At 60.7% G+C, this 16,728-nt stretch carries 14 protein-coding genes; 10 read left to right on the plus strand and 4 right to left on the minus strand.

The window, feature by feature from the left end:
- Window positions 1–254 precede the first annotated feature (254 nt).
- Window positions 255–2,756, plus strand: a complete 2,502-nt coding sequence (locus tag CWC48_RS15740) for a LuxR C-terminal-related transcriptional regulator (protein ID WP_100492164.1) — start codon at window positions 255–257, stop codon at window positions 2,754–2,756.
- Here CWC48_RS15740 and CWC48_RS15745 read toward each other — a convergent pair.
- Entirely contained in the window at window positions 2,753–3,628 is an 876-nt protein-coding gene (locus CWC48_RS15745; RefSeq protein ID WP_100492165.1) for a helix-turn-helix domain-containing protein, read from the minus strand. The two genes, CWC48_RS15740 and CWC48_RS15745, sit on opposite strands and share 4 nt — an antisense overlap.
- A gap of 137 nt (window positions 3,629–3,765) precedes the next feature.
- Between CWC48_RS15745 and CWC48_RS15750 the strand changes: the two genes are divergently transcribed.
- Window positions 3,766–4,668, plus strand: coding sequence for a DMT family transporter (locus CWC48_RS15750; RefSeq protein ID WP_099492605.1), 903 nt, complete (start codon window positions 3,766–3,768; stop codon window positions 4,666–4,668).
- A gap of 109 nt (window positions 4,669–4,777) precedes the next feature.
- On the opposite strand, the gene norR is transcribed toward CWC48_RS15750, so the two are convergent.
- Window positions 4,778–6,322 carry a nitric oxide reductase transcriptional regulator NorR gene (gene norR / locus CWC48_RS15755; protein WP_100492166.1) on the minus strand — a complete coding sequence of 515 codons (1,545 nt, stop codon included), beginning with the start codon at window positions 6,320–6,322 and terminating at the stop codon, window positions 4,778–4,780.
- 148 nt (window positions 6,323–6,470) lie between these two features.
- On the opposite strand from norR, the gene hmpA reads away from it, so the two are divergent.
- From hmpA to CWC48_RS15800, 8 genes are all read left to right on the plus strand, one after another.
- Complete coding sequence (hmpA, locus tag CWC48_RS15760) at window positions 6,471–7,652, plus strand: NO-inducible flavohemoprotein (RefSeq protein ID WP_100492167.1); 1,182 nt, start codon at window positions 6,471–6,473, stop codon at window positions 7,650–7,652.
- 212 nt (window positions 7,653–7,864) lie between these two features.
- A complete protein-coding gene (locus CWC48_RS15765; protein ID WP_078050134.1) occupies window positions 7,865–8,371 on the plus strand; it encodes a disulfide bond formation protein B in 507 nt (168 codons plus the stop codon).
- A 792-nt stretch (window positions 8,372–9,163) separates the two neighbouring features.
- Complete coding sequence (gene cyoA, locus CWC48_RS15775; RefSeq protein WP_078050133.1) at window positions 9,164–10,105, plus strand: ubiquinol oxidase subunit II; 942 nt, start codon at window positions 9,164–9,166, stop codon at window positions 10,103–10,105.
- 3 nt (window positions 10,106–10,108) lie between these two features.
- Window positions 10,109–12,127, plus strand: coding sequence for a cytochrome o ubiquinol oxidase subunit I (gene cyoB / locus CWC48_RS15780; protein ID WP_078050132.1), 2,019 nt, complete (start codon window positions 10,109–10,111; stop codon window positions 12,125–12,127).
- Between the two features lie 3 nt (window positions 12,128–12,130).
- Complete coding sequence (locus CWC48_RS15785; RefSeq protein WP_010206435.1) at window positions 12,131–12,757, plus strand: cytochrome o ubiquinol oxidase subunit III; 627 nt, start codon at window positions 12,131–12,133, stop codon at window positions 12,755–12,757.
- The gene (gene cyoD / locus CWC48_RS15790; RefSeq protein WP_016979640.1) at window positions 12,757–13,098 is read left to right on the plus strand and encodes a cytochrome o ubiquinol oxidase subunit IV; all 342 of its coding nucleotides are present in this window, start codon (window positions 12,757–12,759) and stop codon (window positions 13,096–13,098) included. The genes CWC48_RS15785 and cyoD overlap by 1 nt, the downstream gene beginning before the upstream one ends.
- An 11-nt stretch (window positions 13,099–13,109) precedes the next feature.
- Window positions 13,110–13,997, plus strand: coding sequence for a heme o synthase (gene cyoE / locus CWC48_RS15795; RefSeq protein ID WP_003194050.1), 888 nt, complete (start codon window positions 13,110–13,112; stop codon window positions 13,995–13,997).
- A gap of 145 nt (window positions 13,998–14,142) precedes the next feature.
- Window positions 14,143–15,237, plus strand: a complete 1,095-nt coding sequence (locus CWC48_RS15800; RefSeq protein ID WP_100492168.1) for a pyridoxal phosphate-dependent aminotransferase — start codon at window positions 14,143–14,145, stop codon at window positions 15,235–15,237.
- A 132-nt stretch (window positions 15,238–15,369) separates the two neighbouring features.
- Here CWC48_RS15800 and CWC48_RS15805 read toward each other — a convergent pair whose 3' ends face one another.
- Together CWC48_RS15805 and CWC48_RS15810 are read right to left on the minus strand one after the other, a co-directional pair.
- Window positions 15,370–16,089 (minus strand): hypothetical protein, encoded by a 720-nt coding sequence (locus tag CWC48_RS15805; protein WP_078050130.1) that lies wholly within the window; start codon window positions 16,087–16,089, stop codon window positions 15,370–15,372.
- A gap of 70 nt (window positions 16,090–16,159) precedes the next feature.
- Window positions 16,160–16,663, minus strand: a complete 504-nt coding sequence (locus CWC48_RS15810) for a DUF6622 family protein (protein ID WP_078050129.1) — start codon at window positions 16,661–16,663, stop codon at window positions 16,160–16,162.
- Window positions 16,664–16,728 lie beyond the last annotated feature (65 nt).

A 16,728-nucleotide genomic window follows, 5' to 3' on the forward strand; every position in this document is an offset into this window, starting at 1 on the left:
GATGTGAAATGCAATCCCGATATGAAATGCAACTCCAATGTGGGAGCGGGCTTGCTCGCGAATGCGGCGTGTCAGTCACCGAATTCCTAGACTGATCCACCGTTTTCGCGAGCAAGCCCGCTCCCACATTGGGTTGTGAATGCCTTGAATTTTATGCCCATCAATCACCCCGCTGAATACTTCTTCAACAACCGCCAACCACAGGACTAGGGTAGGCGTCAGGTTGCATAACAATAAGAACGCAGGATGCAGCAATGACCGCCATGACACGCTGCCTGGACCGTCCTGGATTCATGCCTCGGCTGTCCGCCCACCATCTGCTGCGCCCACGCCTGGCCGAGCCTTTACTGGCGGCGCCGGCCAGGGTCAAATTGCTCTGCGCGCCGGGTGGCAGCGGCAAGAGTGCGTTGCTGGCCGAATGCGCGTTGCAGGCGCCAGCGGGGTGCCAGGTGTACTGGTTGCCGCTCAATGGTGCGGCCCTGAGCCCGAGCGATTTCTGCCAGCGCCTGGCACAAAGCCTCGGCTTGGCGTTCACCGACGAAGCAACACTGCTGGCGGACCTTGCGCGCTGGCAGACCCCGGCGTGGTTGTTTCTCGATGACTTCTGCCGCTTGCCCACGCCCGACACCGATGCCTTGCTCGACCGCCTGCTCACCCTTGGCAGCCCGGCATTGACCTGGTGGCTGGGCGCGCGGCGGCGCCCCTTGTGCAACTGGCCTCGGTTGCTGCTGGACGATGAACTGCTGGAGTGCGGCACCGACCTGGCGTTCACCCCGGCCGAGATCCAGCAACTGCTCATCCACGCGCCGGGGCAAACCGTCGACAGCGTGTTGCAGTTCAGTGCCGGCTGGTGTGCGGGTGTGCGCATTGCCTTGCTCGGCGATGCCCACCCGGAAAAGACCTTGCTCGATTACTTGCAGCACGAGCTGTTCAGCACCTTGCCCCCCGAATTGGCCGAAGCCTGGCGCGTGCTGGCCCATCTGCCGCGCTTCAACCCAGGACTGTGCGAGCACCTGTTCGGTTTTGGCGACGGTGACCAGTACCTGCGCGATCTGCAGGCCCTCGGCGCGTTCATCCAGCCCTGGGAGGACACCGACTGGCTGCAGGTCTTTGCACCGCTGGGCCGATTGCTGCGGGATGAACCCTGGCCGGCCAAGCGCTCCTGGCACCGACGGGCCTGCCAATGGTTCACCACCGAACAGGACTGGCAGGCCGCGTTTGAGCACGCGTTGCTGGCCGAAGAATATGAAGTGGCCGTGAGCCTGTTGCAGCATTTCAGTTTCGAGGACCTGTTCCGCCAGCAGAATGCGGTGCTGCTGTTGCGCCTGCATGATCAGCATGGCGATGAATTGATGCTCGGTTCGGCGCAACTGGTGGGGCTGGTGACGGCGGCGTTGCTGTTCGCCGGGCGCTTCGACCAGGCCGCGCAATGCATCGACCAATTGGCGCGGTTCGCCCCGCAACCGACGGCGGCGCAGCAGCGCTACCTGCTGGCGCGCTGGCAGGCACAGTGGGGTTGGCTGCTGCACCTGGGCGGCGATGCCGAGCGTTCTCGCGAACATTTCCTTGAAGCACTGCACGCTTTGCCCGACAGCGCCTGGACCTCGCGGCTGATGTGCCTGTCGGGCCTGACTCAGCAAGCCTTGCTGCGCGGCGAGCTGGATGTCGCCCAGGCCCTGAGCCGTGAAGCGTTGTGCCTCGCGCGAGCCCATGGCTCGCTGCTGCTTGAGGCGTTGCTTGAACTGGACCATGCGCAATTGCTGGAACAGCGCGGCGCCCCTTATCGGGCGCAAAGCCTGCTGGAAAACGTGCAGGCGATGCTGCTCAAGCAGCGGCTCACGGCTGGGCCGTTGGTCGGGCGCATCGCCTTGCGGCGCGGGCATCTGGCATTGCGCCAGGGCCAAGACAACCTGGCCGCCGACTGTTTCGAGACCGGCTTGGCTATGTGCCTGCACAGCCAGGACAAACGCGTGCTCTACGGGTTTCTCGGCCTGGCGCTGCTGGCCGCCAACCGGGGTGATTACGCCCAGGCCTTTGTGCAATTGCGCGAGGCCGAACGCTTGATGCAGCAACGCCAAGTGCCCGACACGGTGTACCGCGCGGTGTTGCTGCTGGTCAGCGGGCACTTCTGGCTGCAGCAGGGCCGCGCCGAACTGACGGTGGAAGCGGTGCGGCGTGTGCTTCGCCACTTCCGTGGGCCCCAGGCGAAGCAGGCGCCGCCGGCCACCCTGGAGCTGATCCCGCGCTTGGAATACCTGCTGGTGCTGGCGGAAGTAAAACTGGGCTGCGCCGATCAACCCGTGGCACGGCTCACGGCGTTGCTGGAAACCACCCACCAGCGCGGCATGCTCTGCCTGGAAACCGAGCTGCACCTGGTCCTCGGTGAGGTCGCCTGGCAAGTCGGCGACCCTGTTCTGGCGCGTCGATCGTTGCAAACCGGGCTGGAGCTGGCGGCGCGCTGCCAGGTGCAACAGGCGATCCGCGAGTTGCGGTTGCGCTCGCCGGGGTTACTGAGTGAACTGGGGATGGAGCCCCAGGCGTCCACGCCAGGCACCGTGGAGAACCCCCTGAGCCAGCGCGAGCTGGAAGTGCTGCAGTTGATCGCCCTCGGCAACTCCAATCTGGAAATTGCCGACCGCCTGTTTATCTCCCTGCACACGGTCAAGACCCACGCGCGGCGCATCCACAGCAAGCTGGGCGTGGAGCGACGCACGCAAGCGGTGGCCAAGGCCAAGACCCTGGGGCTGATGACCTAAGCGCAGAACGCCTGGCGATACTCGCCGGGTGTCGCGCCCATGGCTTGGCGGAAGCGGTGGGTGAAGTGGCTGGCGCTGGAGAAACCGCACATCAAGGCGATCTCATTCAAGGGCAGGGCACCCCTGCGCAACAGGGCCTGGGCGCGGGTGAGGCGGCGTGCCAGCAAGTACTGATGGGGCGGCAGGCCGAAGCTTTGGCGGAACATCCGCGCGAAATGGTATTCCGACAGCGCACACATCCCGGCCAGTTGACCCAGGCTGATCGGGTCTTCCAGGTGCTGGTCGATGTACTCCACCAACAGCCGCCGCTGGTGCGCCGCCAGCCCGCCTTTGAGGCGCAGTCCTTCGCGGGCACCGACTTGGCTGAGCAAGGTATGGCTGAGCATTTCATGGGCCAGGCTGCTGGTCAGCAGGCGCTCGGCGGGCTCGTGCCAGTTCAGCGCGATCAACTGGTGAAAGCGCCGGGCCTGACTGGCGTCTTCCAGGAAGGTGCTTTCGCGCAATTGCAGGGTGCGCGGTTCGCGGTCGAGCAGGGTGACGCAACCCAGGGCAAATTGCTCCGGGCTGAAATACACGTGGGCCAGGCGGATCTCGCCGTTGATCACCCAAGCCGACCGATGCTCGGCTGGCAGGATGCACAACTTGTCGGGGCCGCCCTTGGTGCCGGGCTGGTCGCGCCGGAACGTGCCGGTGCCGCCGCCGATGTAGCACGACAAAGTGTGGTGCGTCGGCGCCTGGTAGTCCTGCGAGTCGTGGTGGTTGCTCCACAAGGCCGCAGACAAGCCATCACCGAGCTCGGCACAGGCTTCAAGGCGTGAGTTGGGCGAGCGGTTAAGGGCTTGGAAGACTTGCAGGGATTCCAGATCAGGCATGGTTCGTACTCTCCGACGCTTGCATCCTACTCCCCGCGGCTGGCGCTGTGAGCCCACCACCCGACAAAAGCGCAAGATTGTGCAAGAGCGCGCCCTGGGTTGGGAGGCACACTGTGGCTCAATCGATGGAGCCCGCTATGAACCTTTCCTTGTATTTACTCACCGTGCTGATCTGGGGCACCACCTGGATTGCCCTCAAGTGGCAATTGGGCGTGGTGGCGATTCCTGTGTCCATCGTCTATCGCTTCGGCCTGGCGGCGCTGGTGCTGTTTGTGCTGTTGCTGCTCAGCCGCAAGTTGCAGGTGATGAACCGGCGCGGGCACCTGATCTGCCTGGCCCAGGGCTTGTGCCTGTTCTGCGTCAACTTCATGTGCTTTCTCACCGCGAGCCAGTGGATCCCCAGCGGCCTTGTGGCAGTGGTGTTTTCCACGGCGACCTTGTGGAACGCGCTGAACGCCCGGGTGTTTTTCGGCCAGCGCGTGGCGCGCAATGTGTTGATGGGCGGCGGCCTGGGCTTGGCGGGCTTGGGCCTGCTGTTCTGGCCGGAGCTGGCCGGGCACACCGCCAGTCCGCAGACCCTGCTCGGCTTGGGGTTGGCATTGCTGGGGACTATGTGTTTCTCGGCCGGCAATATGCTCTCGAGCCTGCAGCAGAAGGCCGGGCTCAAGCCGCTGACCACCAATGCCTGGGGCATGTTGTATGGGGCGCTGATGCTGGCGACTTACTGCCTGGTGCGCGGTATTCCGTTTGAGATGGACTGGAGCGCGCGCTACCTCGGTGCGCTGTGGTACCTGGTGATTCCGGGGTCGGTGATTGGCTTTACCGCGTACCTGACGCTCGTCGGGCGCATGGGGCCGGAGCGGGCGGCGTATTGCACGGTGCTGTTCCCGGTTGTAGCGCTGAACGTCTCGGCGTTTGCCGAAGGGTACCAGTGGACCGCACCGGCGCTGGCGGGGTTGGTGTTGGTGATGTTGGGGAATGTGTTGGTGTTTCGTAAGCCCAAGGTTACGAGCCCGGTTTTCAACGCGAAGGCTGTCTAGTGTGGGAGCTGGCTTGCCTGCGATGGCGGTGTGCCAGCTGGCTTATCTGTGACGGGTTTACCGCTATCGCAGGCAAGCCAGCTCCCACATTTCGATTGGGGTGATCTTACTACTTCATGCCGAGGCGCTTGGCCATGCGGCCCAGGTTGGCGCGGTCCAGCCCGAGTTCACGGGCGGCGCTGGCCCAGTTGTGCTGGTGGCGTTCCAGGCAGGCACTGATGATCTGGCGTTGATAGTGTTCGGTGGCCTGGCGCAGGTCGCCGGTCACGCTGGGCACCGCATCGACCGGTTCGTCGAGCACCGGCGCGCTGACATCGGGCAGGTCCAGGTCCTGGGCGTTCAGGCTCAGAATCTTCGGACGTTCGCGACAGTTTCCCAGGGCTTTGAGTGCGCTGCGTCCGATCAAATGTTCCAGCTCCCGCACATTGCCCGGCCAGTTATAGGCCAGCAGTGCCGCCTGGGCTTCGCTGGTCAGGCGCAGGCTGCCCAGGCCCATGCGTGAACGGTTCTGTTCGAGAAAGAAACCGGCCAGCAGCAACACATCGCGTCCGCGCTCACGCAGCGCCGGCACTTGCAGCGGGTACACGCTGAGGCGGTGGTAGAAGTCGGCGCGATAGCGACCATTGCGCACTTCGTCGGCGAGGTCGCGGTTGGTGGCGGCAATCAGGCGCACGTCCACCTGGTGCTCCTTGTCCGACCCCAAGCGCTGCAACTGGCCGCTTTGCAGCACCCGCAGCAGTTTGGCTTGCACGGTTAGCGACAGCTCGCCCACTTCATCGAGGAACAGGGTACCGCCATTGGCCAGTTCGAACTTGCCACGGCGTTCGTTCAAGGCGCCCGTAAAGGCGCCGCGCACGTGGCCGAACAATTCGCTCTCCACCAGGGTTTCCGGCAGGGCGGCGCAGTTGAGGCTGATCAAGGGTTTGTCCGCACGGGCCGATGCGGCATGGATGGCCTGTGCGACCAGCTCTTTGCCCACTCCGGTTTCGCCGGTGATCAGCACGGTGAGGTCGCTGCCGCCGACCAGCTTGATCTCTTCCACCAGGCGCTTGTGGCTTTTGCTCTGGCCGATCATTTCTTTGTGCTGCTGGCCGCTGGCCTGGCGGTAGATCTCGGCGCGCTGGTGTTCGTCTTCGGCGCGCAGGGCCAGGCGCTCGATGCGTTCGGCGACGTTGACGGTGGCGGCGGCGAGGCTGGCGAAGGCTTGCAGGGCGTCCAGTTCCACGCGTTCGAAGCGCTCGGTGTCGAGGGCATCCAGGGTCAGCAGGCCCCAGGGCTGGTCGTCGACGAACAACGGGCAGCCCATGCAGTCGTGTACTTCCAACTGCCCATGCAGGCCATCCACCAGACCGTCGTAGGGGTCGGGCAATTCGCTGTCGCTGTCAAAGCGCGTGGGGCCGGGGCTGCTCAGCAGCACGCCGAACCGCGGGTGTTCGCTGACCTTGAAGCGCCGGCCCAAGGTGTCTGCGCTCAAACCGTCCACCGCGAGCGGCACCAGCCACTCACCGTCCAGGCGCAGCAGCGCGGCGGCATCGCAGGGCAGCAGGGCGCGCATGGCTTGCAGCAGGCGGCGGTACCGCTCGCCTTCGGGCAGCTCGCGGGACAGGTCGGCGACCAGGGGCAGCAGGGTAGTGAGCAGTGATTGTGCAGTCATAATGACTCCTTGTAGTCTTTGTGACTATAAGGTGCAGGAAGTCATACTGACTACATTTAATTTAAATCATTGAAAATAAACGATTTGTTAGTTGGCACGAATACTGAGTATTCAAGGGCAATCAGTGAAGAAGCCCAGGAGGCTCCCCATGCTTAGTGCCCAAGACCGTGCCATCGTCAAATCCACCGTGCCCCTGCTGGAAAGCGGCGGTGAAGCGCTGATCACCCATTTCTATCGCATGATGCTCTCGGAATACCCGCAGGTTCGCCCGCTGTTCAACCAGGCCCACCAGGCCAGCGGCGACCAGCCCCGTGCGCTGGCCAATGGTGTGCTGATGTACGCGCGGCATATCGACCAGTTGGACCAGCTGGGCGACCTGGTGTCCAAGATCATCAACAAACACGTGGCCCTGCAGATCCTGCCGGAGCATTACCCGATCGTGGGTGCCTGCCTGCTGCGGGCGATTTCCGAAGTGCTGGGCAGCGAGATCGCCACCCCGGAAGTGATGAGCGCCTGGGGCGCGGCGTACGGCCAGCTGGCAGACATCCTGATCGGCGCCGAGGCGGCGATCTATGAAGAGAAAGCCCAGGCGCCCGGTGGCTGGCGCGGTGCGCGGCCGTTCCTGCTGGTCAAGCGCGTGGAGGAGAGCGACGAGATCATCTCGTTCTACTTCGCCCCGGTGGACAACGGCCCGATCCTCAATGCCGCGCCAGGCCAATACATCGGCATGAAACTGGTGCTGGAGGGCGAGGAAGTGCGCCGCAACTATTCCCTGTCGGCCCTGACCGATTCGGGCCTGTACCGCATCAGCGTCAAGCGCGAGGCCGGTGGGCGGGTGTCCAACTACCTGCACGACCAAGTGCATGTCGGCGCGACCATCGACCTGTTCCCGCCGTCGGGCGAATTCACCCTGTCGGCCAGCGATAAACCGTTGGTGCTGATCAGTGGCGGCGTAGGCATCACGCCGACTTTGCCAATGCTCGAAGCCGCGCTGGCCACCGAGCGCCCCGTGCACTTCATCCACTGCGCACGCAACGGCGGGGTGCATGCGTTCCGCGACTGGGTAGACACCCTGGCGGCCAAGCATCCGCAGCTCAAGCGCTACTACTGCTATGCCGAAGACGACGGCGTAAGCCCAGCAGCGGACAAGGTCGGCCTGCTGAGCCAGGACCAACTGGCCGCCTGGTTGCCTGAGCAGCGTGACATCGATGCCTACTTCCTCGGCCCTAAAGGCTTCATGGCTGCGATCAAACGCCACCTCAAGGCCCTGGGTGTACCCGAGAAACAAAGCCGCTACGAGTTCTTTGGCCCGGCTGCGGCGCTGGAATAAAATTCGGCGTTAAACCGAGTTGGCATCATCGCGGGCAAGCCCGGCTCCCACAGGGAAGTGTGATCCCCTGTGGGAGCCGGGCTTGCCCGCGATAGCGTCCATACAGCCACAACATTTCCCACGATTAATCCCCCGTTAACCCCCCTCTGTTTAAACCATCCCCTGTGTGTAAACTTGCGGCCATTGGCACAACCAAACAAAGGGAAACGGAGATGAGTGACGAATTGCGTTTAGGCCGGGAGCGGCGCTTTCTGGTGTTGCTGGGCATCATCTGCCTGGCGCTGATTGGCGGTGCGCTGTACATGCAGGTGGTGCTGGGCGAGGCGCCATGCCCGCTGTGCATCCTGCAACGCTACGCCTTGTTGCTGATCGCGATCTTCGCGTTCATCGGCGCGGCCATGCGCACCAAGGGCGCGATCACGCTGTTTGAAGGCCTGGTGATCCTCAGCGCCCTCGGCGGGGTGGCTGCCGCCGGCCATCATGTGTACACCCAGTTCTTCCCCCAAGTCAGCTGCGGCATCGATGTGCTGCAACCGATCGTCGATGACCTGCCGCTGGCCAAGGTGTTTCCCCTGGGCTTCCAGGTTGATGGCTTCTGCAGCACCCCGTACCCGCCCGTACTCGGCCTGTCCCTGGCACAGTGGGCGCTGGTTGCCTTCGTGCTGACGGTGATCCTGGTGCCGCTGGGCATTTACCGCAATCGCCAGCGCCAAGGCTGAGCCGATCGCGCAAACGCCCCGGTCCTTCCTGAATGAAGGCCGGGGCGTTTTTGCTTGTAGGGATTTGTGAACGGAACGTGACGCGGGGCAATTTTGGGTGTGCGCAGCGTGCGACATGTTGTCACACGGAAGCCGTCGCAGGACGATTCTGACCCGCCGAACGGCCGCTTAAATTTGCATCGGATGACCAAGATGTGCTGTCAGTTCGTCGTTCTGGCGAGTCTGTGAACCTCGCGCCGCGCCAGCGAATCTGTGATGTCCGAATGCCTTGTTTTATGGGGGGTTGCATCGGTTTGGCATGCCCTTACAGGCTGTAAGGACTGCGGTGGATTGCCCTATAACACGGCAATTTTTGTGGTTTTTGTTGAGAATCGAACGCGATAAGATCGCGAACCGTTGCAATAATGGTGAAGGATTATTGCTGTAATCGATAAAAATTATTTCTTTATAAGACATGGTTTATACATCGCTAGCTAACTACAATCGCCCGCACTGAATGTCCTGTGCTGTTCAATATTTGAGCACTGGAGCGGTCGAGGGGCAGATGGATGGCTCTGTGCGACCCCAAGGTTCCGGCAGCCTTTCAACTATCCGCACCAAATGGAATTGGTCTGTAACAAGGCCTTTAACCACGAAATCGAATAAGAACTCACCGCAGGTCCGTGAAACGCCCCCTTTTGGCGTGATGGGCAGGCTCTTATTCAATCGAAGAGAAATGCCAACCCTTGGCAGGGTGAAGTGTTGGCGATCAAAACCCAACTGCATTGCGCAAGCTGCTTTAGAGGTCGTGAGATGAGTAAAAACAGGTACCCCCGATTACTAGGCTTTTTGCCGCTGCTTGGCATGATGTTAATGCTGGGAGGCTGCAAGTGGACCTTGATGGACCCGAAAGGACAGATCGGTCTGGATCAACGAAACCTGATCATCACCGCCACCCTGCTGATGCTGCTGGTCGTGGTCCCTGTGATCATCATGACCTTCGCCTTCGCCTGGAAATACCGCGCGTCGAACACCAGCGCGACCTACGCGCCGAAGTGGTCGCACTCCACCAAGATCGAAATCGCGGTGTGGCTGGTCCCGATCCTCATCATCATCGCCCTGGGTTACATCACCTATAAGTCGACCCACGAGCTGGACCCGTACCGTCCGCTGGAATCCGACGTCAAGCCGATCAACATCGAAGTGGTCGCGCTGGACTGGAAGTGGCTGTTCATCTACCCGGACCTGGGTATCGCCACCGTCAACGAAATCCAGTTCCCAGAGAACACCCCGCTTAACTTCCGGATCACCTCCGACGCCGTGATGAACTCGTTCTTCATCCCAGCCCTGGGCGGCCAGATCTACGCGATGGCAGGCATGCAGACCCGCCTGCACCTGATCGCCAACGAAAAAGCTGAAATGGAAGGCATCTCCGCGAACTACAGCGGCGCTGGCTTCACCGGCATGAAATTCAAAGCGATCTCGACGAGCCAGGAAGGTTTCAACGCCTGGGTAGCCGAAGTCAAGGCCGCACCTAAACAGCTTGATCAAGCTGAATACGACGCCCTGACCAAACCAAGCCAAAACAACCCAGTCGCTCTGTACTCCACGTATGAGCCGAACCTGTTTCAGAAAATCGTCGACAAGTACGAAGGTATGAAGCCAGGCAAGCCGGTCAAGCACGAGAAGAAAGAAGTGGCCGCGGTTGAAGGTTCTGACACGGGCTCGCATTCAACTGCTGGGGCAGAGGAGTAAACGATGTTTGGTAAATTAAGTTGGGATGCGGTCCCGTTCCACGAGCCGATCGTGATGGTGACCATCGCCATGATCGCGCTGGGTGGTCTGGCACTGTTTGCAGCAATCACTTATTTCAAGAAGTGGACCTACCTGTGGACCGAGTGGCTGACTTCGGTCGACCACAAGAAAATCGGCGTCATGTACGTCATCGTTGCCATGGTCATGCTGCTGCGTGGTTTTGCCGACGCCATCATGATGCGTACCCAGTTGGCCATGGCCACCGAGGGTTCGCCTGGCTACCTGCCACCTGAACACTATGACCAGATCTTCACCGCTCACGGTGTGATCATGATCATCTTCATGGCGATGCCATTCTTCACCGGCCTGATGAACCTTGCCTTGCCGCTGCAGATTGGTGCCCGTGACGTTGCCTACCCGTTCCTAAACTCCCTGAGCTTCTGGCTGCTGGTTTCCGGCGTGGTGCTGATCAACGTGTCCCTGGGCGTCGGCGAATTCGCCAAGACCGGTTGGGTTGCGTATCCGCCATTGTCGGGCCTGCAATACAGCCCTGGCGTGGGTGTGGACTACTACATCTGGGCGCTACAGTTATCAGGACTCGGGACGACATTGACGGGGGTCAACTTCCTGGCCACCGTCCTGAAAATGCGCGCCCCTGGCATGAAACTGATGGACATGCCGATCTTCACCTGGACCTGCACCTGGGCCAACGTCCTGATCGTGGCTTCGTTCCCGATCCTGGCCGCTACCATGGCGCTGCTGTCGCTTGACCGTTACCTGGATTTCCACATTTTCACCAACGAGCTTGGTGGCAATCCAATGATGTACGTGAACCTGTTCTGGGCATGGGGTCACCCTGAGGTGTACATCCTGATCCTGCCAGCGTTCGGTATCTTCTCCGAAGTAATCTCGACCTTTACCGGCAAGCGCCTGTTCGGTCACCACTCGATGGTTTACGCATCGGGCGCAATCTCGGTACTGGGCTTCATGGTGTGGCTGCACCACTTCTTCACCATGGGTTCGGGTGCCAGCGTCAACGCCTTCTTCGGCCTGGCGACGATGCTGATTTCCATCCCGACGGGGGTGAAGCTATTCAACTGGCTGTTCACCATCTACCACGGTCGTCTGCGCATGACCAGCCAGGTCCTGTGGACCCTGGGCTTCATGGTGACCTTCGCCATCGGCGGCATGACCGGCGTACTGCTGGCCATCCCGGGTGCTGACTTCGTACTGCACAACAGCCTGTTCGTGATCGCTCACTTCCACAACGTGATCATCGGTGGTGCTGTATTCGGTTACATCGCTGGTTTCAGCTTCTACTTCCCGAAAGCGTTCGGCTTCAAGCTGCACGAAGGTTGGGGCAAGGCTGCATTCTGGTTCTGGATCTCGGGCTTCTTCGTCGCGTTCATGCCGCTCTACGCGTTGGGCTTCATGGGCATGACCCGTCGTCTGAACGCTACTACCAACCCTGAGTGGGTGCCGTACCTGTACGTCGCCATGTTCGGTGCGGTGATGATCGCTGTGGGTATCGCCTGCCAGCTGATCCAGCTGTACGTGAGTGTCCGTGACCGTAAGCAGAACGCTTGCGAATCCGGTGACCCATGGAATGGCCACACCCTGGAATGGTCGACTTCGTCGCCACCGCCGTTCTACAACTTCGCCGTGATCCCTACTGCGAACACCATTGATGCGTTCACCGAAGCCAAGGAAGACGGTACTGCGTACCAGCGTCCTAAGCACTACGAGCCGATCCACATGCCGAACAACACCGCCACTGGCGTGGTGATGGGCGCGCTGTTGACCGTGTTCGGTTTCGCGATGATCTGGCACATCTGGTGGCTGGCAATCGCGAGCCTGGTGGGCACCATCGGCTACTTCATTGTCCACGCTGCACGTGATGATCAAGGCTACATGGTGCCGGTCGAGACGATCGAACGCATCGAAGCCGAGCAACACGCTCGCCTGGTCGCCGAGAAGAAAATCCCGGCCAACCGTGTAGAAACCTCGTTGGAACAGGCTTAAACCATGTCGAACTTAGTGACCAATGCTGGACACGCCCATGTCGATGACCATGGGCACGATGACCATCACCACGACTCGGGGCCGATGACCGTTTTCGGTTTCTGGCTCTACCTGATGACCGACTGCATCTTGTTTGCGTCGATCTTCGCGGTGTACGCGGTGCTGGTAAACAACGTAGCGGGTGGCCCATCGGGCCACGACATCTTCGAACTGCCTTACGTGCTCGGCGAAACCGCCTTGCTGTTGTTCAGTTCGATCACCTACGGCTTCGCCATGTTGGCCTTCTACAAGGGCAACAAGAAAGGCGTACTGAGCTGGTTGGCACTGACCTTCCTGTTCGGCCTGGGCTTCATCGGCATGGAGATCAATGAGTTCCACCTGCTGATCTCCGAAGGCTACGGCCCGCACCGTTCCGGCTTCCTGTCTGCGTTCTTTACGTTGGTAGGTACCCACGGTCTGCACGTAACGGCTGGCCTGCTGTGGATGGCGGTGATGATGTATCAGGTCAATAAACACGGCCTGACCAACACCAACAAGACTCGCCTGAGCTGCCTGAGCCTGTTCTGGCACTTCCTGGACGTGGTCTGGATCTGCGTCTTCACCGTTGTTTACCTGATGGGGACTCTGTAATGGCTAATGCACACTCCCATGACCATGACAGCCATGATGCAAGCCACGGCAGCGTTAAGTCGTACGCCATCGGCTTCATCCTGTCGGTAATCCTGACGCTCATCCCGTTCGGTCTGGTGATGTACCCGACCCTGCCTAAGTCGATCACCTTGATGATCGTGCTGGCATTCGCGGTGATTCAGGTTCTGGTTCACCTGGTGTACTTCCTGCACCTGGATCGTTCCAAGGAACAGCGCGACAACGTGGTTGCATTCGTGTTCGCTGGGATCGTAATCGTACTGCTGGTTGGCCTGTCGATATGGATCATGTTCAGCATCCATACGTTCATGATGGCGAAGTGAGGTAAGACCCGATGTCGCTTAAGCACTTTATCCAAATCACCAAACCGGGGATCATTTTCGGTAACGTGCTTTCTGTGGCGGGCGGTTTCTTCCTGGCCTCCAAGGGACATGTCGATCTGGCCATCTTCCTGGCTGCGATGATCGGCACTTCCCTGGTGGTAGCTTCCGGATGTGTGTTCAACAACTGCATCGACCGTGACATCGATATCAAGATGGAGCGCACCAAGAATCGTGTGCTGGTCCAGGGCCTCATTTCCCTGAAACTGGCACTGATCTATGCGACCGTCCTGGGTGTTGCCGGAGTGGCGTTGTTGTACAAGGTGGCCAACCCGCTGGCGGCGCTGTTTGCCGTGATCGGCTTTGTCATCTACGTCGGCCTCTACAGCCTGTACCTCAAGCGCAAGTCGGTGCACGGCACGCTGGTGGGCAGTCTGTCGGGGGCGATGCCGCCGGTGATTGGTTATGTGGCTGTGACCAATAGCTTCGACATGGCCGCGCTGACGCTACTGGTGATGTTCAGCCTGTGGCAGATGCCGCACTCGTACGCCATCGCGATTTTCCGCTTCAATGACTACCTGGCTGCTTCGATTCCGGTTCTGCCGGTCAAGCGTGGCATCCAGGTCGCCAAGAAACACATCCTGCTGTACATCCTGGCCTTCCTCGTGGCGACCTTGATGTTGACCTTCAGTGGCTACGCCGGCATGAGCTACCTCGCCGTCGCCGCTGCCATGGGCATGTACTGGTTGTACATGGCCTGGACCGGCTACAAGGCGGTGGACGACACCGTCTGGGCGCGCAAGCTGTTCGTGTTCTCGATTTTCACCATCACCGCGCTCAGCGTGATGATGTCCCTGGATTTCCAAGTGCCGAAAGAGCTGTTGCTGACCTACGCTCACTGAGTGGTCCCGCAGTGAAAAAGCCCCGCCGTCGAGAGACGCGCGGGGCTTTTTCTTGGGCGTGGTTTTAAATCTGCGGGTGTTTTTCTCGTCATACCCCTCTGTACGCGTTGTGCGAATCCATTACCCGTCTACAAGGAGTAGCTCTATGGTCAGCGTCAGTCGCCGGTCCCTTCTCGCCCTTGGCGCAGCCCTGCCATTGCTGGGGCGCCTCGATTGGGCCGTTGCCAGCCCGCCGCCGACCCAACCTGACAAGGTGCTGCTCAACTACAACGAAAGCCCCTACGGGCCCTCACGGGCCGCCCGTGAGGCAATGCAGCAGGGAATCGCCACGTCCGGGCGTTACCCTTACAAACATATGTACGCGCTGGCCGGGTTATTTGCCCAGCAGCAAGGCATTGCCGAGGAACAGGTGGCTGTGTTCGCAGGCTCCATGGCCGCCCTGCGCTACGCAGTACTGGCGTTTACCAGCGAGACCCGTGGCCTGGTAATGCCCACGCCGTCCTACGAAGTGCCGCGCCAGGCCGCCGAATCGAACAAGGCGCCGGTAAAGGAAGTCAGCCTCGGCGCCGACCACGCCCACGATATCCCGGCCATGCTCGCTGCCGATCCCCAGGCCGGCATGTTCTACCTGTGCAACCCCAACAACCCCACTGGCACCGTCACCCCGATTGAGGCCATCCGCCACGCCCTGGCGAACAAACCCAAGGGCAGTGTGCTGGTGGTGGACGAGGCTTACATCGACTTCGCCGACGTGCCCAGCGTCGTCAGTTGGGTCAAGGATCACGACGACCTGCTGGTGTTGCGCACCTTCTCGAAAATCTACGGCCTGGCCGGCGCTCGACTGGGCCTGGCGATCGGCCACCCGGCGTTGCTGGAGCAACTGGCCGTGTTTGGCGGCGACAACGTGCCGGCAGGCTCTACCTTGCTCGGCGGCCTTGCCAGCCTTGAGGACGTCAAACTGCTGCCGCAACGAAAGGCGCTCAATCAGCAACTGCGCGATGAGACCGTGGCCTGGCTGAAAGGGCGTGGGTTCACCTGCACGGCGTCACAGGCCAACTGTTTCATGATCGACGTGAAGCAACCGGCGGAGCAGGTGATCGAGAAACTGGCAGCCCAAGGCGTGATGATCGGCCGTGTGTTTAAAAACTGGCCGCAGTGGGTACGGGTGACGGTGGGGAACAAGCGGGAGATGGCGCGGTTTCGGGAGGTGTTTGCGGCACAAGTCGAACGCGCGGGTTAAACCGATGCAAAACAAATGTGGGAGCTGGCTTGCCTGCGATGCAGACGCCTCGGTATATCAATGAGACCGAGGTGATGCTATCGCACGTAAGCCAGCTCCCACATTTGATTCTGCGGTGCAGCTTGCCTTGGGTTACTGCTGTGCGATGCTGTACCCATCAAATGCGGTCTGCTGCTGCAGCGCAGTGATCACGCTCTTGCGGCTCAGCGGCTGCTCGGCGCCGGCGTTATCCACAAAGCTCTCAACCGCAAGCTCCGCTTCATCCCCTTCACCCACAAAGCTGAACCCCAGGAACTCGAACGCCTCACGGTCAACGTTCAGCTTGGAGCGCGGCGTGCGCAGCGGCAGGGTGACGCTGATGCCATCCTTGCTGATCACAAACACCTCGGCTTCTTTCTTGGGCCGTGACGCCTTGCTCTTGCCAGCGCTTGGGTTGCTGATGGCCTGGTGGCTCTGGTTCAGCACTTTCAATGCCAGGCCGTAGACCAACTCCTGGAATTCGGGGTCGTCCTTGAAGCTGGAGAGGATGCGGCTGATGGAAAACTGACTGCTCAGGTTCTCCAGGGCGGCGTTGTCGGCGGCCTCGGCGTCCTTGAGTTGCTTGAGCTGGCCCATCAAGTCGTAGGCCTTGTCGTCGTCGAAGGCATCGTGGGCCTGGCGGATGGCCACGCGCAGTTCGCGGATCTGGTCGCTTTCCTTGGAGGTGTGGAACGCGTCCAGCACCATCTCGCTGATGATCTTGGCCGCTGGCAGATGCTGTGAAAGATTGATGGCGTTTTCGTATTCGGCTTTGGATTGCAACGCGGCTACGGATTCTTCGGGGGCGGATTTTTCGGTGTAAGAATCGGACATTGAAATTTCACTACTTCAGTAAACGAGGACAAAAAAACGTCGGGCATTTTCAGGGGGGAGGGAGGTCAGGTCAAGGCAGCACAATGCCCTTATCCCGACGCAACGCCGTCAGCGCCCGCTGCAGCCGCACGGCTCGTCCGCAAAACAGACCTACGGTAAACCCCGATACGCCGCCAACTGCCATCAACATCGTCGGCGTGCTCAGCAGCAGCGGATGCACGGCTTGCTGGTAACCGAAGTAGTACTTCACCGCAAAGAACAGTTGCGAGATCAGCAGGGTTTTCCAGGTGCCCGGCAATACCAGGGTCTCGCCATTGGCATCCAGCCGCGCCCCTTCAACGTTGAACAGCACCATCCCCACCAGGCTGCCCAGCACTGCGCCTGCGACCCAGGCGCCGCTCGACAAGATTGAAGGCGCCAAGGACATCAACGACCACACCACCAGCACCACCGGCAGGATCACCAGCGAGCGGCGATTTTCGCGTCCACCCAGGCAGGCCTTGATGCCGTAGTAGCAAATCCACAGGTAAATGGCGTAGACCCAAATGGGCGTGCCTTGGAGGATGTCGAGCATGGTGTGCGTCCGTGCAGAGGGGAGGTGGTGGATAGTCGTTGAGTACTGACGCCTTTGTCCAGCGA

Origin of the sequence: Pseudomonas sp. S10E 269, from assembly GCF_002798465.1 — a bacterium.
In the GTDB taxonomy this organism is placed as follows: Bacteria; Pseudomonadota; Gammaproteobacteria; order Pseudomonadales; family Pseudomonadaceae; genus Aquipseudomonas; species Aquipseudomonas pergaminensis.